The organism is Rhodanobacter sp. B05, assembly GCF_002001085.1.
Lineage (GTDB): Bacteria > Pseudomonadota > Gammaproteobacteria > Xanthomonadales > Rhodanobacteraceae > Rhodanobacter.
On the sequence record NZ_MUNU01000019.1, the window covers coordinates 383000 to 404484 of the forward strand.

23 protein-coding genes are annotated in these 21485 nt (G+C 64.7%); 12 read left to right on the forward strand and 11 right to left on the reverse strand.

Features of this window, described 5'->3' with window-relative positions:
* Positions 1-120 precede the first annotated feature (120 nt).
* Positions 121-591, forward strand: coding sequence for a MarR family transcriptional regulator (locus B0E47_RS15345; RefSeq protein WP_077515134.1), 471 nt, complete (start codon positions 121-123; stop codon positions 589-591).
* Between the two features lie 72 nt (positions 592-663).
* On the opposite strand, the gene B0E47_RS15350 is transcribed toward B0E47_RS15345, so the two are convergent.
* Positions 664-1536, reverse strand: a complete 873-nt coding sequence (locus B0E47_RS15350; RefSeq protein ID WP_077515396.1) for an aldo/keto reductase family oxidoreductase — start codon at positions 1534-1536, stop codon at positions 664-666.
* 117 nt (positions 1537-1653) lie between these two features.
* On the opposite strand from B0E47_RS15350, the gene B0E47_RS15355 reads away from it, so the two are divergent.
* The 4 genes from B0E47_RS15355 (at position 1654) to B0E47_RS15370 (ending at position 5284) form a co-directional block, all read left to right on the forward strand.
* On the forward strand, positions 1654-2538 hold the full coding sequence (locus tag B0E47_RS15355; protein ID WP_077515135.1) for a LysR family transcriptional regulator: 885 nt from the start codon (positions 1654-1656) through the stop codon (positions 2536-2538).
* A 156-nt stretch (positions 2539-2694) separates the two neighbouring features.
* Positions 2695-3648, forward strand: coding sequence for an HNH endonuclease signature motif containing protein (locus B0E47_RS15360; protein WP_077515136.1), 954 nt, complete (start codon positions 2695-2697; stop codon positions 3646-3648).
* Between the two features lie 166 nt (positions 3649-3814).
* Entirely contained in the window at positions 3815-4639 is an 825-nt protein-coding gene (locus B0E47_RS15365; protein ID WP_217318940.1) for an HNH endonuclease, read from the forward strand.
* Between the two features lie 9 nt (positions 4640-4648).
* Positions 4649-5284 carry a hypothetical protein gene (locus tag B0E47_RS15370; RefSeq protein WP_077515138.1) on the forward strand — a complete coding sequence of 212 codons (636 nt, stop codon included), beginning with the start codon at positions 4649-4651 and terminating at the stop codon, positions 5282-5284.
* A gap of 549 nt (positions 5285-5833) precedes the next feature.
* Here the strand turns inward: B0E47_RS15370 and htpG are convergent.
* Positions 5834-7705, reverse strand: coding sequence for a molecular chaperone HtpG (htpG, locus tag B0E47_RS15375; RefSeq protein ID WP_077515139.1), 1872 nt, complete (start codon positions 7703-7705; stop codon positions 5834-5836).
* Between the two features lie 188 nt (positions 7706-7893).
* Between htpG and gluQRS the strand changes: the two genes are divergently transcribed.
* On the forward strand, positions 7894-8760 hold the full coding sequence (gene gluQRS / locus B0E47_RS15380; protein WP_077515140.1) for a tRNA glutamyl-Q(34) synthetase GluQRS: 867 nt from the start codon (positions 7894-7896) through the stop codon (positions 8758-8760).
* A gap of 111 nt (positions 8761-8871) precedes the next feature.
* A complete protein-coding gene (gene phbB / locus B0E47_RS15385; RefSeq protein ID WP_077515141.1) occupies positions 8872-9612 on the forward strand; it encodes an acetoacetyl-CoA reductase in 741 nt (246 codons plus the stop codon).
* A 104-nt stretch (positions 9613-9716) separates the two neighbouring features.
* Here the strand turns inward: phbB and B0E47_RS15390 are convergent, their stop codons facing one another.
* On the reverse strand, positions 9717-10511 hold the full coding sequence (locus tag B0E47_RS15390) for a tRNA threonylcarbamoyladenosine dehydratase (protein WP_139351482.1): 795 nt from the start codon (positions 10509-10511) through the stop codon (positions 9717-9719).
* A gap of 108 nt (positions 10512-10619) precedes the next feature.
* Here B0E47_RS15390 and B0E47_RS15395 point away from each other — a divergent pair, with 108 nt between their 5' ends.
* On the forward strand, positions 10620-11015 hold the full coding sequence (locus B0E47_RS15395) for a cytochrome c (protein ID WP_077515142.1): 396 nt from the start codon (positions 10620-10622) through the stop codon (positions 11013-11015).
* Positions 11016-11032: 17 nt separating this feature from the next.
* Here B0E47_RS15395 and B0E47_RS15400 read toward each other — a convergent pair whose 3' ends face one another.
* The 5 genes from B0E47_RS15400 to B0E47_RS15420 all read right to left on the reverse strand — a co-directional run bounded on the left by B0E47_RS15400 (position 11033) and on the right by B0E47_RS15420 (position 14756).
* Positions 11033-11335: a DUF962 domain-containing protein gene (locus B0E47_RS15400; protein WP_077515398.1), complete on the reverse strand. Its 303-nt coding sequence runs from the start codon at positions 11333-11335 to the stop codon at positions 11033-11035.
* A gap of 173 nt (positions 11336-11508) precedes the next feature.
* On the reverse strand, positions 11509-12381 hold the full coding sequence (locus B0E47_RS15405; RefSeq protein ID WP_077515399.1) for a pirin family protein: 873 nt from the start codon (positions 12379-12381) through the stop codon (positions 11509-11511).
* 29 nt (positions 12382-12410) lie between these two features.
* A complete protein-coding gene (locus B0E47_RS15410; protein ID WP_077515143.1) occupies positions 12411-13481 on the reverse strand; it encodes an NADH:flavin oxidoreductase/NADH oxidase in 1071 nt (356 codons plus the stop codon).
* Between the two features lie 52 nt (positions 13482-13533).
* On the reverse strand, positions 13534-14463 hold the full coding sequence (locus B0E47_RS15415; RefSeq protein ID WP_077515144.1) for an alpha/beta fold hydrolase: 930 nt from the start codon (positions 14461-14463) through the stop codon (positions 13534-13536).
* Between the two features lie 83 nt (positions 14464-14546).
* Positions 14547-14756 (reverse strand): cold-shock protein, encoded by a 210-nt coding sequence (locus B0E47_RS15420; protein WP_077515145.1) that lies wholly within the window; start codon positions 14754-14756, stop codon positions 14547-14549.
* A 467-nt stretch (positions 14757-15223) separates the two neighbouring features.
* On the opposite strand from B0E47_RS15420, the gene B0E47_RS15425 reads away from it, so the two are divergent.
* Complete coding sequence (locus B0E47_RS15425; protein ID WP_077515146.1) at positions 15224-15688, forward strand: hypothetical protein; 465 nt, start codon at positions 15224-15226, stop codon at positions 15686-15688.
* Between the two features lie 14 nt (positions 15689-15702).
* On the opposite strand, the gene B0E47_RS15430 is transcribed toward B0E47_RS15425, so the two are convergent.
* The gene (locus tag B0E47_RS15430; protein WP_254422962.1) at positions 15703-16968 is read right to left on the reverse strand and encodes a crosslink repair DNA glycosylase YcaQ family protein; all 1266 of its coding nucleotides are present in this window, start codon (positions 16966-16968) and stop codon (positions 15703-15705) included.
* Between the two features lie 168 nt (positions 16969-17136).
* Here B0E47_RS15430 and B0E47_RS15435 point away from each other — a divergent pair, with 168 nt between their 5' ends.
* Together B0E47_RS15435 and B0E47_RS15440 are read left to right on the forward strand one after the other, a co-directional pair.
* Positions 17137-17499 (forward strand): EF-hand domain-containing protein, encoded by a 363-nt coding sequence (locus B0E47_RS15435; RefSeq protein ID WP_077515148.1) that lies wholly within the window; start codon positions 17137-17139, stop codon positions 17497-17499.
* Between the two features lie 166 nt (positions 17500-17665).
* Positions 17666-18760 (forward strand): phospholipase A, encoded by a 1095-nt coding sequence (locus B0E47_RS15440; protein WP_077515149.1) that lies wholly within the window; start codon positions 17666-17668, stop codon positions 18758-18760.
* Positions 18761-18844: 84 nt separating this feature from the next.
* Here the strand turns inward: B0E47_RS15440 and B0E47_RS15445 are convergent, their stop codons facing one another.
* Positions 18845-19327, reverse strand: coding sequence for a peptidylprolyl isomerase (locus B0E47_RS15445; protein WP_077515150.1), 483 nt, complete (start codon positions 19325-19327; stop codon positions 18845-18847).
* A gap of 186 nt (positions 19328-19513) precedes the next feature.
* Between B0E47_RS15445 and dacB the strand changes: the two genes are divergently transcribed.
* Complete coding sequence (gene dacB / locus B0E47_RS15450; protein WP_077515400.1) at positions 19514-20983, forward strand: D-alanyl-D-alanine carboxypeptidase/D-alanyl-D-alanine-endopeptidase; 1470 nt, start codon at positions 19514-19516, stop codon at positions 20981-20983.
* Positions 20984-20992: 9 nt separating this feature from the next.
* Here the strand turns inward: dacB and B0E47_RS15455 are convergent, their stop codons facing one another.
* Positions 20993-21478, reverse strand: a complete 486-nt coding sequence (locus B0E47_RS15455; protein WP_077515151.1) for a glutathione peroxidase — start codon at positions 21476-21478, stop codon at positions 20993-20995.
* Positions 21479-21485 lie beyond the last annotated feature (7 nt).

Consider the following 21485-nt stretch of genomic DNA (forward strand, 5'->3'; position numbering starts at 1 on the left):
GTTTCACACGATCGACCGGAGGGATGGGCAGTTTCGAGAGCACGACTTGATCCCGCATGGCTCGCCAAATCCATTTAGTCATGTATATTGACTATCAATCAAACGGACTTATTACCCGACATGACCCGCGAAACACCCTGGTACGAACAAGTCACCACACCCGCCCTGCTCCGCCACGCGCGAACCACCTACGGCACGGCCATGCGCCGTGCCCTGGCCGCGGCCGGTTATGACGACATCCCGAAGAACGGCCTGTATCTCATCGGCGGCATGGCGTATCAAGCGCAGGACATGCCGCTGGGAAATCTGGTCAAGGACCTGCGCATCACCAAACAGGCCGCCGGTCAGTTGGTCGACACCCTGGTCACGCGCGGCTACCTGCAGCGCGCCGTGGATGAACAGGATCGCCGCAAGCTGACCGTGACACTGACTGCGCGCGGGCGCGCCGCCGCGGTCGTGCAGACCGAAGCGCGGAAAAAGATCGACGCCGAACTGCTCGCACGCGCCCGCCCGAATGAAGTGAACATCACGCGCAGGACGCTCGCCGCCCTGGTCGAGATCGGTCGCCAACGCGAAGCAGACGACGCCTGATCTGCAACTTGGCCGACCGCTCCAAACGCGACGCAGCCCTGAGCCCGCCTCCCCACGGCGGACTCTCCCGCATCAGGAAAACGGCGTCATGCCATCCAGCTCGGCGATCACGTCGGCGCTCAAGACAAGCTCCACGGCTGCCAGGTTCTCGCGCAGATGTGTGGTCGACGAGGTGCCGGGAATCAGCAGGATGTTGGGTGCACGGGCGAGCAGCCAGGCCAGCGCCACCTGCATCGGCGTGGCGTCGAGACGCGCAGCCGCATCGGACAGCGTCTGCGATTGCAACGGGGTGAAACCGCCGAGCGGAAAGAACGGCACGTAGGCGATGCCTTGCGCGCCGAGCGCTTCGACCAGGGCATCGTCTTCGCGATGGGCCAGGTTGAACTGGTTCTGCACGCAGACCACGGGCGCGATGCGCCGGGCCTCGGCCACCTGCGTGGCGGTGGCATTGCTCAGGCCAAGATGGCGGATCAGCCCTTGCTGCTGCAGCGTGGCCAGTGCGCTGAACTGCGGCTCGATCGATCCTTCGGACGGCGCGTGCACGTCGCCCATGATGCGCAGGTTGACCACCTCCAGCACGTCAAGCCCGAGATTGCGCAGGTTGTCGTGCACGGCCTGCTCCAGTTGGGCCGGGCTTTGCGCCGGCTTCCACGAGGCATCCTCGCCGCGCAGCGCGCCGACCTTGGTGACGATCACCAGATCATCCGCGTACGGGTGCAGCGCCTCGCGAATGATCCGGTTGGTGACGTGCGGGCCGTAGAAGTCGCTGGTGTCGATGTGATTGACGCCGGCTTCCCGCGCCGCGCGCAACACCGCTAGTGCGGCAGCGTGATCCTTCGGCGGGCCGAACACGCCAGTGCCTGCGAGTTGCATGGCGCCGTAGCCCATGCGGTTGACGGTGCGGTCGCCGAGCGTGAACGTACCGGCTTGCCTGAAGTGGCTCATATCGTTCTCCATCGGGCTGTCGAAGGGGGATGAACCGACTATAGGCGCGCCCTGCCCGCGCGATAATCCGTCACACTCCGCACGGTCTGTACGGAGACCCGAACAGTGACAGCCGACATGCAGGACCTTCTCGCCTTTCTGGCCGTGGTGCAGGCAGGCGGCTTTCGCGAGGCGGCGCGCAGCGGCAACGGCTCGGCCTCGCAATTGAGCGATGCGGTGAAACGCCTCGAAACACGCCTCGGCGTGCGCCTGCTCCATCGCACCACGCGCAGCGTGTCGGCCACCGAAGCGGGGCAGCGTCTGGCCGAACGACTGGCGCCAGCGCTGGCCGAAGTGCAGGCCGCGCTCGACGTGGTCAATCATTTCCGCGACAGCCCTGCCGGCACACTGCGGCTCAACGTGCCGGCCAATGTCGCGCGCACCGTGCTGCCGTCCATCATCACGCCGTTCCTGAAACGCTACCCCGAGATCCGGCTGGAAGTGATCGTCGAAGACAGCCTCGTCGATCTGCTGGCTGCCGGTTGCGACGCCGGCATCCGTTACGACGAGCGCCTCGCGCAAGACATGATCGCCGTACCGATCGGCCCGCGCACCCAACGACTGGTAACCGCCGCCGCGCCCGCCTACCTGCAAGCACACGGCCGCCCCGAACACCCACGCGACCTGCTGCAACATGCCTGCATGCGCGGCCAGTTCTCCGGTGGCGCCATCGCCATCTGGGAATTCGAGCACGACGGCGAAGTCGTGCGCATCGATCCACCCGGCCCCTTGCAGGTGCGCACGGGCGCTGCCTTCGACCTTGCCGTACGGGCCGCCATCGACGGGCTCGGCATCATTCACCTGTTCGAGGATTGGCTACGCCCGCATTTCGAAAGCGGTGCCTTGGTGCCCGTCCTCGAACCATGGTGGCAAAGCTTCAGCGGGCCGTTCCTGTACTACTCGGGACGTCGGCATCTGCCGTCGCCGTTGCGGGCGTTCGTGGATTTTATTCGCGGGGACTGATCTGCGCTGAAGGTGCAGTCGTTCGTTTGGAGTACCCGTTCCCGAGGGAATTTCAGCAACTCCATTGTCGAGGATCATCGGCATAGAGCACGTACGGGCCGGACTGATCCCTACCCACCTGCTCCTTTTCGGCTAATCTGATCCAAGGGGTGCGGCATGGCTTACTGGTGGGTCAACCACAAACAGACGCGCAACCACGAAGTTCGTGGCGGCTACCTGTGGTCGCCCTATCAAAATACGAACGGCGCCTTCAACCAGACCTACGAGAATATGAAGCTCGTTCGTCCCGGCGATATCGTGTTTTCGTATGCCAACGGTCGCATAGGTGCGGTGGGCCGCGTTACCGAAGCCGCGTCGCCCAGCCCCAAACCGATTGAATTCGGCAACGTGGGTGACTACTGGTCTCACGAAGGTTGGCTGGTCGAGGCAGATTTCAAAGAGGCACACCACCCGCTGCAGCCCAAGGATCACATCGAGTCCATCGGACCAATGCTCCCCGAGCGCAACTCGCCTTTGCAGAAAAACGGCAATGGCAATCAGGGCTGCTACCTCGCGGGAATTTCGGATGCTCTCGGGCACCTATTGATGGCGCTACTGGATATGCACCAAGCACGTGAGCTCGATCAGTTGCCGCGCTATGTGATCGACCATGAGCCCAACGCCCATGTACTGGACGACATTCATCGCATCGAGAACGATGCCTCTATCCCGGAAACCCAGCGCCTACAGCTCACCAGAGCTCGCGTCGGCCAGGGCTTCTTCCGCAAACAGGTAATCCTGCTGGACGGAGCCTGTCGCGTCACCGGCGTCACCGATACCCGCCTGTTGATCGCCAGCCACATCAAACCCTGGCGCGAAGCCTCCAATGCCGAACGCCTCAGCGGCCACAACGGACTGCTGTTGTCGCCTCATGTCGACGCGCTGTTCGACGAGCAGTTCATCACCTTTGAAGATGATGGGAGAATGCGAACCCATTCGTCGTTGCCGCAGGAAGTACTGGAACGGTGGTCGATTAACCCAAAGAAGCGGGTTGAACGATTTCGGCCCGAGCAGACTTCGTTCCTCGCACATCACCGGGAGCTCTTCGCCCGAAAAGCTACACGCGATTAGTCGCTGGAAAAGTGCACCCTCGTCGCGCCTACTGAGACGGACCGCTGCCAACATCCACGACAGCATTGATGTCCGGTCGCGTAGCCATAACGGTACGCATGCGGGATCGCCTATGGAACGGGATCACCGTGGATCATGATCATGATTTAGATGGGGACGCTTGACGATGGAAATGACCAACATCCCGCCCGCTGCATTTGTCAGCAAAGGCAATTGGACCGCCGAACAGCTCAAGCTAGCGTTCTATTTCTACTGCCAAACGCCTTTCGGCAAGCTACACAGCAAGAACCCGCAAATTATCGAACTGGCCAAGCTCATCCGTCGCACACCCAGTGCTCTGGCCATGAAGTTGGTCAACTTTGCCAGCCTCGATCCTTCGATCACCGGAACCGGTCGTAAAGGTTTGAGCGGTGCGTCGGCGCTAGACCGCGAAACTTGGAACGAATTCCATGCGGACTGGGAGCGCCTTACGGTCGAATGTGAGCAGCTACGCCAGCACCTATTGCATGAGCATGGCTTATCGGCACCTGTGCCATCAGCACGCGATGACGATTTTTCACTCACTGACTTCACCGGCGAAACACGCCAAGCGATCGTCCAGCAACGCGTCAAACAAAACTTCTTTCGTCGCGCCGTCCTCAGCAGCTATCGCGATCTCTGCTGCATCTCCAGCGTATCTGACAAGCGCCTACTCGTTGCCAGCCATATCGTGCCGTGGAGCGCCGACAAAGCTAACCGTCTAAATCCAAGCAACGGTCTTTGCCTGTCCGCGATACACGACAAAGCTTTTGATAGCCACCTTTTCACGCTCAGTGACGACTGGCGCATTGTGCTATCGGAGCGCATAAAAGCCAGCAAAGATACCTTCCTGCGTGAGGTGTTCTGGCCATGCGACGGCAAACAAATCGAAATGCCCGAGCGCTTCGCTCCCGATCCGGCATTCATAGCAAAGCATCGACGCACCATGCTTGACTCATACCCTATCGACTGAGGTCAGCCAGTGAGCGACAAATACATTTCCGAAGACGAATTCTGGGATGACTGGGGCGTTATCCAGACGTCGGATGGCGGCATGTTCGACTTCGAAGACGTTAAAGATCAACCGCTCGAGCATGTCTGGACGATTGTAGATACCGGTGCTTACGAAGATGAAAACTGGTACGCCATGCCGGGGTTTCACATCGTAAACAAGCTTGGCTACATCATGACCCGACGTGAGTGGAATTCGGACACTCCTGACGCCATCTATTTTCGGCATGAGGACGAGGACGATGGCGAGCGCCAAGTCTTCATTTATCAGTACCGTGACGCCTCGAACTACAAGGCGGGCGGCATGTTGCTTCTTTACGGCGCAAGCCGAGACGTTGAAGAAGATCTAATCCGCGAGTGTTGTGATGCGGATGGATGCTTCGTTGCCGAGCAAGTCGGAGTGCCCGCACTGTGCGATCAACTCTTTACTTTTGGTGGTGGTCCTACCAATGACGATCACGCCTTCCATGAATTTCAGTGCCTTCGCCCAGCCACGACAGAAGAAATTGCTTCGCTCCCATTGTGGGGTGGTTTGCGAGATCTGACACGCCGATTCCTCCGCACGGAGGGCCAATGGGATTGCTCGTTGTCTCCCAACTGCTTCTGACTCGATACGGGCAAGACGGTAGTCATTTCGGGTTGAGCAAGTTCGCACGCACAGCGGGCGCACCGAGTGCGGGCCAGGATGGCCCGCCGCTCTACCCGGGGCCCCTGTGCGGCGGTGAGCTGCGGCCGACAGGCCGCGTAGCGGGAATCGGCAGGAGGCCGATTCCTTTTCGCCAGCACAGGGATGTGCTGTCGAAAAGCCCGGCCGCAGCTCACGGACTTGCCGGGCATGGATGCCCGGCAAGCGCCAAGCGGGGTGTCGTTTTCTCTTGGTCACTTCTCTTTTGGACAAGCAAAAGAGAAGTGACTCGCCCTCCGAAGGAGGACGAAAGCTCTTCGCTCTGATGCCAAGGTGAAGAAATGCAGATGCGATTCCTGCCTTCGCAGGAATGACGAGAAAGGAAGAGTGCAGAAGCGATGACCAGCTTCGCAGGAATGACGAGAAGGAAGAGTGTGGCGGGCACCCGCCCGTCCCCCGCACGGGGAGAGAGAGCAAAGAAAAAGCCCGCTGGATGGCGGGCTTTCTTATATCAGCGAAGCGCGTCGCACCTCACCCCAGCAACACCCGATTCATCCTTTGCACGAACGCCGACGGATCCGGCAACTGCGCGCCTGCCGCAATCTCCGCCTGCTCCAGCAGCAGTGTGGCCAGGTCCTTCGCCTTCGCCTCGTCGGCTTCTGCCTCGACGCGCTTCAACAGCGCGTGCTGCGGATTGATCTCCAGCGTCGGCTTGCTCTCGGGCATATCCTGCCCTGCTTCGCGCAGCAAGCGCGCGAGATGCGGAGCCATCTCGAAATCGCTCAGCGCGAGGCATGACGGCGAGTCGGTCAGACGAGCCGATACCTTCACCTCGCCCACGCGATCGCCCAGCAACTCCTTCAGTTTCTTCAGCAGCGGCTCGGCTTCCTTGGTCGCTTCTTCCTGCTTCTTCTTGTCGGCTTCGTCGAGCGGCACGTCGCCCTTGGCGACGCTCTTGAGTTTCTTGCCGTCGTATTCGTTGAGTGAGCCGATCATCCATTCGTCGATGCGGTCGGACATCAGCAGCACTTCGATGCCCTTGGCCTTGAACGCTTCCAACTGCGGGCTGCCGGCGGCGGCCTTGTAGCTGTCGGCGGTGATGTACCAGATCGCGTCCTGGCCGACGGCCATGCGGCCGATGTAGTCGTCCAGCGAGACGTTCTGTTCGGTGCCTTCGCCCTTGGTCGAAGCGAAGCGCAGCAGCTTGGCGATGCGTTCGCGGTTGTTGGCGTCTTCGCTGATGCCTTCCTTGAGCGTGTTGCCGAAGGCCTTGTAGAAGGTGGCGAATTTTTCCGGCTCGTCCTTGGCCAGTTTCTCGATCAGGTCGAGCACGCGCTTGACGCAGGCGGCCTTGATGCGATCGAGCTGGCGGTTGTGCTGCAGGATCTCGCGGCTGACGTTGAGCGGCAGGTCGTCGGCGTCGACCACGCCGCGCACGAAGCGCAGGTAGTTCGGCAGCAGTTCTTCGGCGGCGTCCATGATGAAGACGCGCTTGATGTAGAGCTTGAGCCCCTTGCGCTCGTCGCGACCGCCCATCATCAGGTCAAATGGCGGTTGCGCGGGCAGGTACAGCAAGGTGGTGAAGCTCTGGCTTCCCTCGACGCGGTTGTGCGTCCACGCCAGCGCGTCGTTGAAATCGTGGCCGAGCGACTTGTAGAAGCTCTGGTAGTCCGCGTCACTGATCTCGGACTTGGGCTTGGTCCAGAGCGCCGAGGCGGCGTTGGTGCTCTCGAACTCGTCGGTGGGTTTGCCATCCTTCTCCACCGGCATGCGGATCGGGAACGCGACGTGATCGGAGTACTTGCGGATCAGCGACTTCAGCTGCCAGCCCTTGAGGAACTCGTCCTCGTCGGCCTTCAGATGCAGGATCACCGAAGTGCCGCGATCGGCCGAGTTGACCGCCTCCAGCGAATACTCGCCCTTGCCGTCGCTCTCCCACTTCACGCCTTCGCTTGCCGGCGCATCGGCGCGGCGGGTGATCACGGTGACCTTGTCGGCGACCACGAAGGCAGAATAGAAGCCCACGCCGAACTGGCCGATCAACCGCGCATCGGCTTTCTGCTCGCCGGACATCGCCTCGAGGAAACGCTTGGTGCCGGAGCTGGCGATGGTGCCGATGTTGGCCACCACTTCGTCGCGGGTCATGCCGATGCCGTTGTCGCGGATGGTGACGGTGCGCGCATCCGGATCCCAGCTCACGTCGATGTGCAGCTCGCTGTCGCCGGCCATCAGCTCTGGCTTGGCGATAGCCTCGAAGCGCAGCTTGTCGCAGGCGTCGGAGGCGTTGGAGATCAGCTCGCGCAGGAAGATCTCCTTGTGCGAGTACAGCGAGTGGGTGACCAGGTGCAGGACCTGGGCGACTTCGGCTTCGAACTTGCGGGTTTCGGCGACGGGCGCGTTCATGGGTGGACTCAACTCCATAGGGTGCAGTAATGACGGGTCGCCGTTCCCCTCGCCTGACTGCCGGCGGGCCGGTACCGGGCGATTCCCGGGGCAGCCGGAGTGGCCGACCGCGGGAACGTGACAACTGCAACTGAAGATTCGGGCAGCGTGCCGCGGTTTCAAGAGCGCACCGCCGATAAAATGCGCCGATGACCTACCACGGCCGCTTCGCCCCCTCGCCCACCGGAAAACTGCACTTCGGCTCGCTGGTGGCCGCCGTGGGCAGCTGGCTGTGCGCCCGCCATGCCGGCGGCCAGTGGCTGGTGCGGATGGAGGATATCGACCCGCCGCGCGAAGTGGCGGGCGCCGCGGCCGACATTCTCGCCACGCTGCCGGCGTTCGGTCTGATCGCCGACGCACCGCCGCTGTACCAGTCGCAGCGGATGGCGGCGTACGACACGGCTTTCGAACAATTGCGCGAGGCCGACCTGCTGTTCCCCTGCACCTGCAGCCGCAGCCAGTTGGCCACGAGCGGCGGCATCCATCGCGACGGGCAATGCGTCACCGCGGGCGAGCCTGATCGCAGCCCCGCCTGGCGGCTGCGCGTGCCGGATGTCGAGGTGGCGTTCGACGATGCCTTGCTTGGACCGCAGCGCGAGAACCTGCGCGAGACGGTCGGCGACTTCGTGATACGCCGCGCCGACGGCCATTACTCCTACCAGCTGGCCTGTGTGGTGGACGACGCATTCCAGGGCATCACCGACGTGGTGCGCGGGCAGGATCTGCTCGAATCCACCGCGCGGCAGATCTGGCTGCAGCGCTGCCTGGAACTGCCCACGCCGACGTACCGGCACCTGCCGCTGGTGCTCGATGGCGAGGGCAACAAGCTGTCCAAATCCACCCACGCCCTGCCGGTGGATCCGTGCGAACCCACACCGACACTGCGCCGGGCACTCGCCTTCCTGCACCAGCCGCTGCCTTCCAGCGTGACCGGCGTGGAGGAGTTGCTCGCCCACGCCCTGGCCGATTTCGACCCCGCGCTCATGCCGCATTGCAGCGGTAGTTCTGTCACCTGACCGGCTATAAAGAGCTGGTAACCCGCGCCTCGCTGACACCGCCTTGCAGCAATCGGCAACGATGATCGCGGATTCCGCAGCCCCGGCTTCACCTCACAGGAGATCGACGAAATGACCCAGCGCACGGCATTGGTTACGGGCGGTACCGGCGGCATCGGCACGGCCATCATCCGCTATCTGGCGAAGCAGGGTCACAAGGTCGCCACCAACTATCGCGACGAAGCCAAGACTGCGGCATGGCGGGCGGCGATGGCAAAGGAAGGGATCGAGGTGTGCACGGTGCGCGGTGACGTGTCCGATCCCGAAGCCTGCCTGGCGATGGTGCGCGCGATCGAGGGAAAATGCGGCCCGGTGGACATCCTGGTCAACAACGCCGGCATCACCCGCGACACCACCTTCCACAAGATGAACTACCAGCAGTGGACGGACGTGATCAACACCAACCTCAACTCCTGCTTCAACGTCACCCGCGCGGTGATCGAGGGCATGCGCGGTCGCAAGTGGGGCCGCATCGTGCAGATCAGTTCGATCAACGGCCAGAAGGGCCAGTACGGCCAGGCCAACTACGCCGCCGCCAAGGCCGGCATGCACGGCTTCACGATCTCGTTGGCCCAGGAGAACGCGAAGTTCGGCATCACCGTCAACACCGTCTCGCCCGGTTACGTGGCCACCGACATGGTGATGGCCGTACCCGAGGAGGTGCGCGCCAAGATCGAGGCACAGATCCCGATCGGCCGCCTCGGCAAGCCGGAGGAAATCGCCCACGCCGTGGCCTTCCTCACCGGCGAGGAAACCGGCTGGATGACCGGCGCCAACCTGGCGATCAATGGCGGGCAATACATGGGTTGGTAAGGCGGCGTCCACACGACGCCCGTAGGAGCCCGCTCGCGGGCGATGCTTTTGCTTTGATCTACATATGCCGCATCAGGTCAAAAGCATCGCCCGCGAGCGGGCTCCTACGGGGAATCAAGGAGTTTTTCGAGCACCTTGCCCACCGCCGCGAAGGCGAACGCACCGGTGACATGGGTCGCTGCACCCAGACCGCCGCCGCAGGCCAGGTTCATCGCGTCGCCGCCCGGCGGCCGGTTGCCACAGACCGTGCCGTCCGGTTGCGGGTACTGCACGTTCTGCAGCGAATAGACGGCTGAAACGCCGAAGTAGCGATCCGGGTTGCGCGGGAAGTTGAAATCCGTGCGGAGCTTCTTGCGGATCAGGCTGAACATCGCGTCGTGCTCGGTGCGCGACAGGTCGCGCACGCGGATCTGGGTGACATCGGTGCGCCCGCCGGCCGAGCCGACGCTGACGATCGGCAGCTTGCGCCGGCGGCACCAGGCGATCATTTCCAGCTTCACCCGGAACGCGTCGCAGGCATCCAGCACCACGTCGTAGCCGCGATCCAGCAACTCGTCCAGCGTGGACGGGGTGAGGAAACGCTCGATCGCCTCCAGCCGGATCGCCGGATTGATCGCGTGTGCGCGCGCCGCCATCACGCCCACCTTCGACTTGCCGTATTCGCCATCCAGCGCGTGCAACTGCCGGTTGGTGTTGGAGATGCAGACCTCGTCGGCGTCGATCAGGGTGAGCCGGCCCACGCCACTGCGCGCCAGCGCCTCGGCCGCCCACGAGCCGACGCCGCCGACGCCGATCACGCAGACGTGCGCTTGTGCGAGCACATCCACGCTGCCAAGTCCGTACAGGCGCTCGACGCCGGCGAAGCGCTCGAGATGATTCTTGTCCTGCGAAGGTGTCACGACTCGTCCCGGTTGCGGCAACAATGCATTTTATCCCGTCGGCTTGGATTCGCGGCATGCCGACCGGCTATCCTTGCATCCATCCCATGCCGAGACGGAGTCGAAACGATGCGCGTTGCCCTGATGATCCTGCTGGGCCTGGTGATTGGCATCATCGGCACGGTCAACGTGATGAATGTGCTGAGCCAGCGCAGCCCGATGCCCAAGGCGGTGATGCACACGATGGGCTATCACATGGGCGAACTGGCGCACGCGATCAAGGCCAACCAGTGCGATGCCGCGAAGATCCAGCACCACCTGGCCCGCCTCGACTCGACGGCCACCGACATCACGCCGGTATTCGGCATGGATGACAAGGACTTCAACGATCACGCCCGGCAGTTGGAGGACCACCTGCAGCAGGCGGTGCAGGCGGCACCCACCACCTGTGCGGCGCTGGCGGCGGTGATCAAGCCGGTCAACGAAAGCTGCAAGAGTTGTCACCAGAAATATCGCGACAACTGAAGCCGCCGGCGCAAGCCTCAGAAACGGATCTTGCCGGCCAGCATCTGCCCGTACATCACCCAGTCGCCAAGCAGGCTGTACAGCGGGTGCTTGAACGTGGCCGGGCGATTCTTCTCGAAGCGGTAGTGGCCGATCCACGCACAGCCGTAGCCGAACAGCGGCATCAGCCACAGCCAGCGCAGCTGGCCGCTCCACAGTGCCAGCACCAGCGCCGCAATCACCAGCGTGCTGCCGATGAAATGCAGCCGCCGACAGGTACGGTTGCGGTGCTCGCCGAGATAGAACGGATAGAACTCGGCAAATGTTTGGAACCCGGACATGACGCCCTCCATGAAGCGTGCGAGCCCATCTTGCCAGACGCCGCGACTTTTGCAGGAGCCCGCTGGCGGGCGATGCTTCTGCTCTTGTGCACGAGGTAGGTCAATCAAAAGCATCGCCCGCCAGCGGGCTCCTGCAAAGGGTGGTCCCCGCGGCACGGAGCGGGGTCGGCTGTTCAATCGGGTAGCGGGATGAACTCCTGGTCATCGCCCGCCACCTTGCCGAACACCTGCGCCTGCCAGTCGGCCTTGGCCTGTTCGATGCGCTCGGGCGTGCTGGCGACGAAGTTCCACCACAGGTGACGCTCGCCATCCAGCGGCGCGCCACCGAACACGAGCAGCCGGCTCGCCGCGCGCGCGCGCAGCGGCGGCGCCGTGGCGCCGGCCTGCACCGCCATGCGGGTCGCCGCAATCTCCAGCCCGTCCCACTCGATCGCCCCGTCGACCACGAACACGCCGCGCTCGACATGCTCTGGCGGCAGCGCCAGCTCGGTGCCCGCCTCCATGGTCACTTCCAGCAGGAACATCGGCGCAAACACCCGCACCGGCGACTCCTCGCCATAGGCGTTGCCGGCGATCAATACCGCGTCCGCGCCGGGCCATTGCAGCCTTGGCAAGGCGGTACGGTCGTGGTGATGAAACTCCGGCGCGACTTCGGCATCGGCCTGCGGCAACGCCACCCAGATCTGCACGCCGTGCAGACGCTGCCCGTCGCGCCGTTCGTCAGGTGGCGTACGTTCGGAATGCACGATGCCGCGCCCGGCCGTCATCCAGTTCACTTCGCCCGGGCGGATGTCGGCCAGGCTGCCCAGGCTGTCGCGATGGCGGATCGCGCCATCGAACAGCCAGGTCACCGTGGCCAGCCCGATATGCGGATGCGGCCGCACGTCCATGCCCTGGCCGGCACCGAATTCGGCCGGCCCCATGTAATCGAAGAACACCAGCGGCCCGACGTGCCGCGCCTGCAATACCGGCAACAGGCGGCGCACGGTGAAACCATCGCCGAGGTCGTGCAGCTTGCCTTCGATCAGGGTGGGATGCGCTTCCATCATGTTCTCCTGGTTGTTTCCGGCCGCGATCACCACGCCCGCTGGTATGGCGCCGGCGCCTCGATCTTCGCGCCGAGCACGCTGGCCGCACGGCGGGGAAAGTAGGGATCACGCAGACTCTCGCGGGCGATCAGCACCACATCGGCCTCGTCGTTGGCAACGATCGCGGCGGCCTGTTCGGGCTCGGTGATCAGGCCCACCGCGCCGGTGGCGATGCCGGCCTCGCGCCGGATCCTTGCCGCAAACGGTACCTGATATCCCGGTCCCAGCGGGATCTTCGCGTGCGGCAGCATGCCGCCGCTGGAGACATCGATCAGGTCCACGCCCAGCGGCTTGAGCTCGCGCGCCAGTTGCACGCTCTGTTCGATGTCCCAGCCGCGCGGGCCCTGTTCGGGCGCCCAGTCGGTAGCCGACAGGCGCAGCCACAGCGGCAACCGGTCCGGCCACACCTCGCGCACTGCGGCGACCACTTCGCGGGTCAGCCGGATGCGATGGTCGAAGCTGCCGCCGTAACCGTCCTCGCGCCGGTTGCTCAGCGGCGACAGGAACTGGTGCAACAGATAGCCATGCGCCGCATGCAGCTCGACCAGCTCGAAGCCTGCGTCAAGCGCACGTCGTGCCGCATCGCGAAAATCCGCAATCACCGCCTGGATGCCGGCCTCGTCGAGCGCCTGCGGCATGTTCCAGCCGGTATCGAACGGCAGCGCCGAAGGTGCCACCACGGTCCAGTCGCCCTGCCCGGCCGGTACCGGACCCTGCCCGTCCCACGGCCGCAACGTGCTGGCCTTGCGCCCGGCATGCGCCAGTTGTACCCCGGCGACCGCGCCATGCGCCTTGATGAAGCGGGTGATCGGGCGCCAGGCATCGACCTGCGCCTGGTTCCACAAGCCGGTGTCCTGTGGCGAGATGCGGCCCTGCGCGGAGACGGCGGTGGCCTCGGCAAAGACCGCACCGGCACCACCGACGGCGCGACTGCCCAGGTGCACCAGATGCCAGTCGTCCGGCACGCCGTCGACGGCCGAGTACTCGCACATGGGGGACACCAGCAGGCGATTGCGCAAGCTGAGGCTGCGCTGGGTCAACGGGTCAAACAGGTTCATCGGCTGTTCCAGGCGAGATCAAGTCATCGAGATGCAGGCGCGACGCGCGGAATCAAGCCGCCGGGTTGGCGCCCCGGCTGGGCGCGGTATCCAGCGCATCGAGCCAGTCGGCCATGCGCCGGGCAACCGGTGCGGGCGTTTTCATCCAGCTGAAATGATCCGCCGGCGCGCCCGCCAGGTCCCGCGGCTCCAGCAGTTCGAGCGTGCGGTCGCAAGGTCCAAGCTTGCCGAGCAGCCAGTCCAGCGACGCGGCCGGTCCCAGCCAGTCGTCGCGCAGGCGCAGGGCCAGCACAGGCAATCGCAGCGCAGCCAGCCTGCTTTCGAAATCCAGGTTCATGCCGCTCGCGGCATAGCGCCCGCTGCGACCGCTGCGTGCCCAGTCGGCGATGACCCCGCGCGCCTCGTTGCCGGCAAAGCCGAGACGGCGCCCAGGCAGATGGCCGCGCAGATTCGCCACCATCGGCGCCAGCAGCATGGCCAGCCCGATCGCCCAGCCATGCCGGTAGTTGCGCCAGTACGGCGCGCCGCTGGCCACCAGCACCAGGCTGTCGAACAGGTCGGGATGTAGGCTGGCCACGAGCAGGCCGAGCTGGCCGCCGAGGCTGTGTCCACCCACGCTGCACCTGGCCTGCGGCCAGCGTTGGCGCAGTGCCGCCATGCCCGCGGCCAGATCATCCTGCAGCAGCTCGCGGTAACCCCAATCGCAATGACGGCCGGCGCGCCGGTTGCTGGAACCGATGCCACGCCATTCATGCAGAACCACACCAACCCCGCTTGCCGCCAGCGCCTCGGCCAACGGCAGGTAGTGCCGTGCCGGCACGCCCATCGCCGGCAACCAGTACAGCAGGCGATGTGGCGCGGCCGGCACGACGCACAGCAATTCGAAACGCGCGCCATCGGCGGCGCAAAGCGGGATGGCCAGCGCGTCGCCGGCGCTCCCGACGGTTGGTGCAGGCAAGGAAGACACGGAGGGATCAGGCATTCCTGCAGCCTAACCAATACGCGCGGCCGCCACAAAAAAGGGCCGGCAGATGCCGGCCCTTGGCTGACCCCGGACAGGCGGGATCAAACAGGCGTGACGTCTTCGGCCTGCAAGCCCTTCTGACCGTCGACCACCTTGAAGCTCACCTTCTGCCCTTCCTGCAGGCTCTTGAAGCCCGAACCAGTGATGGCGCGGAAATGCACGAACACGTCGGGGCCGCTTTCACGGCTGATGAAGCCGAAGCCCTTGGCGTCGTTGAACCACTTGACTGTACCCGTTTCACGATCCGACATGACTCACACTCCGATCCAATCCAGACTCTATGGACAAACCGGCCCCAGCGGGCCGACGGTTTACTGAGCATGCCGAGGTCGGGTGCAACGGACGGATTCAAGAAAATCCCCAGTGGGCACGCACGTGGCCGAGCAGACGCAGCGACCCAAGCATAACGGATTTTTGAAAGGAAAGTGATTTGTCAAGCTGTCCGTCACAACGATTATCAGCGGCCGGGAAACCCGCAGCCGAAGTGGGTTTCCCCGGCCCCGGCCCGGGACTCTCCCGGGGCACCTTCCAGCCCGCAAGCCGCGCCAGGGCTGGGTCGCCGTCATGGCCGAATCGCCGCGACAAATGACCAGGCTCGCGCAAAAGCCCGACAAATTCAGATTTTCTTTACTTCACATCCTGTCTAGTGGCGGCGAGCCATACAATCCCGTCGGCTATCGGGCTTTTGGCCTATCCGACCATTTCAGGAGAGTCGATCATGTCTACCTCGCCCCGCATGGCCCTGGCTGCGACGATGATCGCCGGCGTGCTGCTTGCCGGCTGCGCCAAGCACCCTGCCACCCGATCGACGGCGCCCGCGGCGACCACGCGCTCGACCAGCGTGACCGGGGCGGGCGCGACAACCACCACGCGACATGAGCACCACGCCGCCAGCCAGGGCGGGAGCAATGAGGCCGCGTTGCCGGACCAGACCGGCATCGCGGCCTGCGACGACTATCTTTCCAGTTATCTCGCCTGCCACCGTGCCGCCGGGATCTTTGCGCCGGACCAGTTGCAGTCGCGCTACGAGGCGATGCGCACCAACCTGCTGCGCGATTCGCAAAACCCGGACGTCCGCCCGCAGCTGGCCGAACGCTGCAACTCGCTGGCACGCAGCCTGCGCGACGCCCTGCATGGAAAATCATGCGCGGCGAATCCCACCCCCGCAGCCAGCTCGCCGTAGCCTGTCAGCGATACTCAGAAGAGCTGCCGCAATTCGGCGCACAGCAGCCTGGCCAGCGTCGACGGTCGGGTGCGGGTGACCCGCACTTCGGGCGTGCCGTGCCAACGCGCGGTCTCGATGATCGCCCCGGCCAGATCCCTCAACAGTCCGGGTTCGATTGCCACGCCGGGTTCCAGATGCAGCGACTTGATCTCGAACACGCCGTCGCCCCGGTGCGCCTTGGCATCCAGCCGGCCGACCAGATGGCCGCGATGCAGGATCGGCAGCACGTAATAGCCGTAGCGACGGCGCACGGCCGGCGTGTAGCACTCGATGGTGTATTCGAAATCGAACATCGCCTGCAGTCGCGTGCGATCCCACACCAATGGATCGAACGGCGACAGCAGTGCGGTTCGGCTGGAGCGCAGGCGTCCCCGCAGCGCGCGCTCGAGCAGATCCGCATGATCGCGATGCACATAGCCTGGAACCTTCCAGCCCTGCACCGGTACCGCCAGCAACTCGCCGGTCGCCAGCAGCGGCGCCAGCTCATGTTCGGTCACCCTGGGCTTGAGCCGGAAGTAGTCGGCAACCCACGCGGCCTGTGCCACGCCCAGTGCACGCACGCTGTCGAGGATGAAGCGCCGGCGCAAATCGGCGCTGGACAACCCCGTCACCGCCGGATCGAGCGGCGGGTCGAGCTGCGCCAGCACGCGCTCCGCCAGATCATAGACACGCTGAAACCGCTCACGCCGCAGCACCATCAGTTCACCCAGCGCAAACCACGCCTCCAGCCAGCGCTTTTCGGGCTTCCACGCCCACCAGCCCGATTCGCTCTTGCCTTCAGTCCGCGCGAAGTCCGCGGCGCGGACCGGGCCGGAAACGCGAATCCCTTCGAGCAAGCCGTCCATGCCGCTGCGTTGCTCGCGATGCATCCGCTCCGCGTGCCGGTGCGCCCAGTGATTCCCGCGCTGGTCGCGCCATGCACGGTGCCACGCAAAATCCGCCGCGCTGACGAAACAGGCCTCGTGCGCCCAGCACTCGGCCAGGCGGCCCCCGGCCAAGGCCTCGTCCAGCCATGCCGTCGGATAGTCGCCAAGCCTGGCATGCAACACCAGGTACGGGCTGCGCGCCACCACGTGGATGGTGTCGATCTGCAGCAGCCGCATGCGCTCGATCGCGGCCACCACATCGCCGCGCCTGGCACGTCGCCGCGGCAATTGCAGCAGGCCCTGCGCGGCGAGTTGCAGCAGGCGTGCCTGCTGCAGGCTCAACGATGGAGGCGCAGCTGAAGCCACGCTCAACGGCATGCCACCTTCACGGATTCGCAACCTTGATCTTGAGCTGGCCTATACATATCAGTTGCTAGCCTGCATTGAGTCGAGTTCGGCAACCAGCCTGGACGCGGGACGCGATGAAGCCGCTGCGCCTTAGGGCTAGTCAGGCACACATTCTGGCATGGAGTAATCATCATGAAATCACGCACTTCCCTGTTCCACGGTCTGATCGCCGCCGCGTTGCTGTCTGGTGGCGTCGCGCTCGCGCAGGATGCCCCTGCCCCGGCGGCTTCGTCGGCGATGGCAGCATCCAGCTCCAGCTCCGCCACTTACCAGACGCCGCAAGGCCAGGTGGTCGTCAACAGCGTGCCGGCCCCGGCCCCGACGATCGCTCCGGCGCCGGACTTTAAGCAGTTGGCCGGCGGCGGGAAGAGCATCAGCGCCGAGCAGGCCGACTCTTATCCGCCGCTGGCGAACGACTTCCTCAACGCCGACACCAACAAGGACGGCAAGATCAGCAAGTCCGAGTACGAGCGCTGGACGAAGCAGCTCCAATAACAGGCAGCGTGGGCGACGGGCCATGCCGGCGACGGCATGGCCCGTTTGGCATGGCCTGAAGAATCCGCGTGAAGCAGTCTTCACGGTGTCCGGATAAACTCGTAGCCACGCCCGCACCAAACCTGCTGCATCCGGCGAACGGCCCATTCCAGATCCGGAAGTTCCCATGAAAATTCACCTGGCCGCCGCGTGCGCGGCACTGGCATGCTGGATGATGGCCGTGACGGCACGCGCGCAGAATCCCGACCCCACCGATATCCGCGGTTGCACCGCGATCGAAAGCGACGCGCAACGCCTGGCCTGCTACGACCAGGCGACCGGTCGCGTGAACCTTCCTGCCGCGCAAAAACGGCAGGTGCAGGTCGCGCCGGCGACTGGCATGTTCGGCCATGATCGGGCGGGCACATCCGCGACGGCCACCACAAGCAACAACGCGGTGGCCACCCCACTGTCCCTGCTGGACAGTCGCTGGGAGCTGTCGCCGGAAAGCAAGCTCGGCACGTTCAATATCCGTGGCTACAAGCCCGTCTACGTGCTGCCGATCTTCGCCAGCAGCAACCAGAACGGCCGCCCGCACAGCCCGAACCCCGACAACACGGTGGTCGCTGCCGAGCCCATGGAAAATGTCGAGTCGAAGTTCCAGCTCAGCCTGAAAACCAAGGTCTGGCAAGGCGTGTTCGGCGACGTCGGCGACCTGTGGGTGGGCTACACGCAATCGTCGCGCTGGCAGATCTACAACACGAAACAGTCGCGCCCGTTTCGCGAGACCAACTACGAACCCGAGGCCATGCTGGTTTTCAATACCGACTACCAGGTGCTGGGCTGGGACGGCAGGCTGCTCGGCATCGGCCTGGATCATCAATCCAACGGGCGCGGCAATCCGCTGTCGCGTGGCTGGAACCGGATCATCGCGAACGTGGGCTTCGAGCGCGAAGGCTGGACGGTGATGTTCCGACCGTGGTGGCGCATACCCGAATCCCGGAGCACCGACGACAACCCCGACATCAGCGATTATGTGGGCCGCGGCGAGGTCGATATCGTGCACGAATGGCGCGGCCAGGAATTCGGCCTGACCCTGCGCGATTCGTTCCGCGGCGGCAGCCGGCAGCATGGCTCGGCCCGTTTCAGCTGGAGCTTCCCGCTCGCCGGCAACCTGCGCGGTTATGCGGAACTGTTCAAGGGCTACGGCGAGAGCCTGATCGACTACAACCACAACGCCACCTACCTCGGCGTGGGCATTTCGCTGCTCGACTGGTATTGAGGTACCCACAAAAACAAAGGCCCGGCGATGTGCGTCGCCGAGCCTTTGTCATGCATGGGGCGCAGTCGCGCCGCAACGCAGCACTCAATGGTGATGACCGCCCGCGCCGTGCACATGACCGTGTTGCAGTTCTTCCGCGCTGGCCGCGCGCACATCGGCAACCTCGATGGCGAAATGCAGGGTCTTGCCCGCCAGCGGGTGGTTGCCGTCGATGAAGACCTTGTCGTTCTCGACCCGGGTCACGGTGACATTGATCTCGCCCTGCGGGCCGCGACCCTGGAACTGCATGCCGGGCTGGATGTCCTCGACGCCCTGGAACGCTTCGCGCGGCACTTCCTGCATCAACTCGGGATGGTGCACGCCATAGCCCTCTTCGGGCGCCACCTCGGCGCTGAACTTGTCGCCCGCCGAACGGCCTTCCATCTGCTTCTCCAGGCCGGGCACGATCTGGCCGCTGCCATGCAGGTAGGTCAGCGGATCGCGGCCTGCGGAACTGTCGATGACCTGACCCTGGTCGTCGGTCAGCGTGTAATGGAAGGCGGCAACGGAGTTCTGGGCAATCTGCATGTGGGTCTCGCGAATAGGTTCAAGTCCGCCGGCCAGGTGCCGACACGAACGTGCAAGGTTACCAGAACACGGCAAAACGCCCCTGCAGATCCGGCCGGGATTGGCGATACTGTGGCCATGATTTCGCCGCCACGCCGTCGTCGGTACCGCCTGCCTGCCTGTGTACTGACCGTCATCTGCGCGCTCATGTCGATGACGACGACGGCCGCCACGACGGCCGCAGCCAGCACCCGCGCGGAGCTGGCCGCGCAGATCGATGGCTTGATCGGGCAGCCGCGCTTTGCCGCGGCCAGCTGGGGTATCGCCGTGGTTTCGCTCGACAGCGGCCGCACGCTGTACACGCACCGTGCCGACCGCCTGCTGCAACCGGCATCCACCGCGAAGCTGTTCACCGCCGCGCTGAGTTTGTCCACGCTGGGCACGCAGTACCGCTTTCCCACCCGCCTGCTGGCCCGTGGCGGAATTCGCCAGGGCCGCCTGAACGGCCCGCTGATCCTGCGCGGCATGGGCGACCCGACCCTGGGCACGGACGGCAGCGCCGACTGGGCCGATCAGCTGGCCAGCCAGTTGGCGGTACGCGGCGTGAAAATCGTGCACGGCGACCTGATCGCGGACGACAGCTATTTCGCCGGGCCGCCGTTCGGCACCGGCTGGGAGGCCGGCGATCTGCAAAGCTGGTTCGCGGTGCCCGCCTCCGCGCTGAGCGTGCAGGAAAACATCGTCCGCGTCACGGCCCGTCCGGGCAGCGCCGTCGGCCTTCCGGCGAGCCTGGGCTTCGACCCGGTCGAAGCGAAACCGGACGTGCTCGGCCAGCTGACCACGATCCTGCCGCGCGCGCCGGGTGACATCAATCTATATCGCGCGCCGGGAGCCGACACGCTGTACGCGTTCGGCACCATCGCGGCGAATGCCCCGGCCCAGGACTTCAAACTGGCGATGGTGGACCCGGCACGGGTGGCCGGTCGTCAGTTGCGCGAGGCGCTGGTGCGTCACGGCATCCGGCTCACGGGCAAGCTGCAGGTGCTGCACTGGCCGCAGGATGGCAGCGACCTGCTGCGGCATGCCGACGTGCTGGGCGAAGTGCTGTCGCCGCCGCTGTGGCAGATCCTGCAGCGCGGGCTGAAACGGTCGCAGAACCTCTATCTGCAGAACCTGCTGCTGAGCGTCGGTGCACGGGCGCAGGCCAGCGACGACACCGTACCGGAGGCTTTCGTGTCGACCCAGGATGGCGGCATCAAGGCGCTCGACCAGTTGCTGGAACAGATCGGCATCCCGCCATCGGCGGCACTGATCGGCGAAGGCACCGGATTGTCGCGGCGCGACCTGGCCACGCCCGATGCACTGGTGCGCCTGCTTACCTATCTGGCCGCGCAACCGTATGCGGAGGTGCTGCGCCAGGCACTGCCGATCGCCGGCGTCGACGGCACCCTGCTCGGCCACATGCGCGGCACCGCGGCCGAGGGCAACGTGCACGCCAAGACCGGCAGCATGACCTACGTGCATTGCCTTGCCGGCTACGTCACCAGTGCGGCGGGCGAACGACTGGCGTTCGCGATCATGCTCAACAACTACCAGCGCCCGGACGGCGCGCCCGGTGCCGGCAGCGACGTGGGTGCGATCGCGGTACTGCTGGCGAACTACCGCGGCCACGACTGAGCGCGATCGTCAGCCGCCCAGCCGGGCCAGTGTGTCCTTGCCGATCTTCTCCGGCGTGTCGGTGGAGGCGTAGCGCTTCACCACCTCGCCGTCCGCATCGACCAGGAACTTGGTGAAGTTCCACTTGATCGACTCGCTGCCGAGGATGCCCTTGCCCTCGCTCTTCAGCCACTTGTACAGCGGGTCGGCGTGCTCGCCGTTCACTTCGATCTTGGCGAACATCGGGAAGGTGACGTCGTACTGGGTGCTGCAGAACGTCTTGATCTCGGCTTCGTCGCCCGGCTCCTGGTGGCCGAACTGGTCGCACGGAAAACCCAGCACCACCAGGCCGCGATCGCGCTGGTCCTGCCACAACGTTTCCAACCCCTGGTATTGAGGGGTGAAGCCGCATTTGGACGCGACGTTGACGATCAGCAACGTCTTGCCGCGCCACTCGGTCAGCGGGCGCGGGTTGCCGTCGATGTCGTTCACGGTGAAATCGTAGACGCTGGTCATGGCGGTA

What these genes read in the sequence shown, in the direction of transcription:
- B0E47_RS15345 (WP_077515134.1), top strand. Translation starts at nt 121, where the DNA reads ATGACCCGCGAAACACCCTGGTACGAACAAGTCACCACACCCGCCCTG.
- B0E47_RS15350 (WP_077515396.1), bottom strand. Translation starts at nt 1,536, where the DNA reads ATGAGCCACTTCAGGCAAGCCGGTACGTTCACGCTCGGCGACCGCACC.
- B0E47_RS15355 (WP_077515135.1), top strand. Translation starts at nt 1,654, where the DNA reads ATGCAGGACCTTCTCGCCTTTCTGGCCGTGGTGCAGGCAGGCGGCTTT.
- B0E47_RS15360 (WP_077515136.1), top strand. Translation starts at nt 2,695, where the DNA reads ATGGCTTACTGGTGGGTCAACCACAAACAGACGCGCAACCACGAAGTT.
- B0E47_RS15365 (WP_217318940.1), top strand. Translation starts at nt 3,815, where the DNA reads ATGGAAATGACCAACATCCCGCCCGCTGCATTTGTCAGCAAAGGCAAT.
- htpG (WP_077515139.1), bottom strand. Translation starts at nt 7,705, where the DNA reads ATGAACGCGCCCGTCGCCGAAACCCGCAAGTTCGAAGCCGAAGTCGCC.
- gluQRS (WP_077515140.1), top strand. Translation starts at nt 7,894, where the DNA reads ATGACCTACCACGGCCGCTTCGCCCCCTCGCCCACCGGAAAACTGCAC.
- phbB (WP_077515141.1), top strand. Translation starts at nt 8,872, where the DNA reads ATGACCCAGCGCACGGCATTGGTTACGGGCGGTACCGGCGGCATCGGC.
- B0E47_RS15395 (WP_077515142.1), top strand. Translation starts at nt 10,620, where the DNA reads ATGCGCGTTGCCCTGATGATCCTGCTGGGCCTGGTGATTGGCATCATC.
- B0E47_RS15400 (WP_077515398.1), bottom strand. Translation starts at nt 11,335, where the DNA reads ATGTCCGGGTTCCAAACATTTGCCGAGTTCTATCCGTTCTATCTCGGC.
- B0E47_RS15405 (WP_077515399.1), bottom strand. Translation starts at nt 12,381, where the DNA reads ATGGAAGCGCATCCCACCCTGATCGAAGGCAAGCTGCACGACCTCGGC.
- B0E47_RS15410 (WP_077515143.1), bottom strand. Translation starts at nt 13,481, where the DNA reads ATGAACCTGTTTGACCCGTTGACCCAGCGCAGCCTCAGCTTGCGCAAT.
- B0E47_RS15415 (WP_077515144.1), bottom strand. Translation starts at nt 14,463, where the DNA reads ATGCCTGATCCCTCCGTGTCTTCCTTGCCTGCACCAACCGTCGGGAGC.
- B0E47_RS15420 (WP_077515145.1), bottom strand. Translation starts at nt 14,756, where the DNA reads ATGTCGGATCGTGAAACGGGTACAGTCAAGTGGTTCAACGACGCCAAG.
- B0E47_RS15425 (WP_077515146.1), top strand. Translation starts at nt 15,224, where the DNA reads ATGTCTACCTCGCCCCGCATGGCCCTGGCTGCGACGATGATCGCCGGC.
- B0E47_RS15435 (WP_077515148.1), top strand. Translation starts at nt 17,137, where the DNA reads ATGAAATCACGCACTTCCCTGTTCCACGGTCTGATCGCCGCCGCGTTG.
- B0E47_RS15440 (WP_077515149.1), top strand. Translation starts at nt 17,666, where the DNA reads ATGAAAATTCACCTGGCCGCCGCGTGCGCGGCACTGGCATGCTGGATG.
- B0E47_RS15445 (WP_077515150.1), bottom strand. Translation starts at nt 19,327, where the DNA reads ATGCAGATTGCCCAGAACTCCGTTGCCGCCTTCCATTACACGCTGACC.
- dacB (WP_077515400.1), top strand. Translation starts at nt 19,514, where the DNA reads ATGTCGATGACGACGACGGCCGCCACGACGGCCGCAGCCAGCACCCGC.
- B0E47_RS15455 (WP_077515151.1), bottom strand. Translation starts at nt 21,478, where the DNA reads ATGACCAGCGTCTACGATTTCACCGTGAACGACATCGACGGCAACCCG.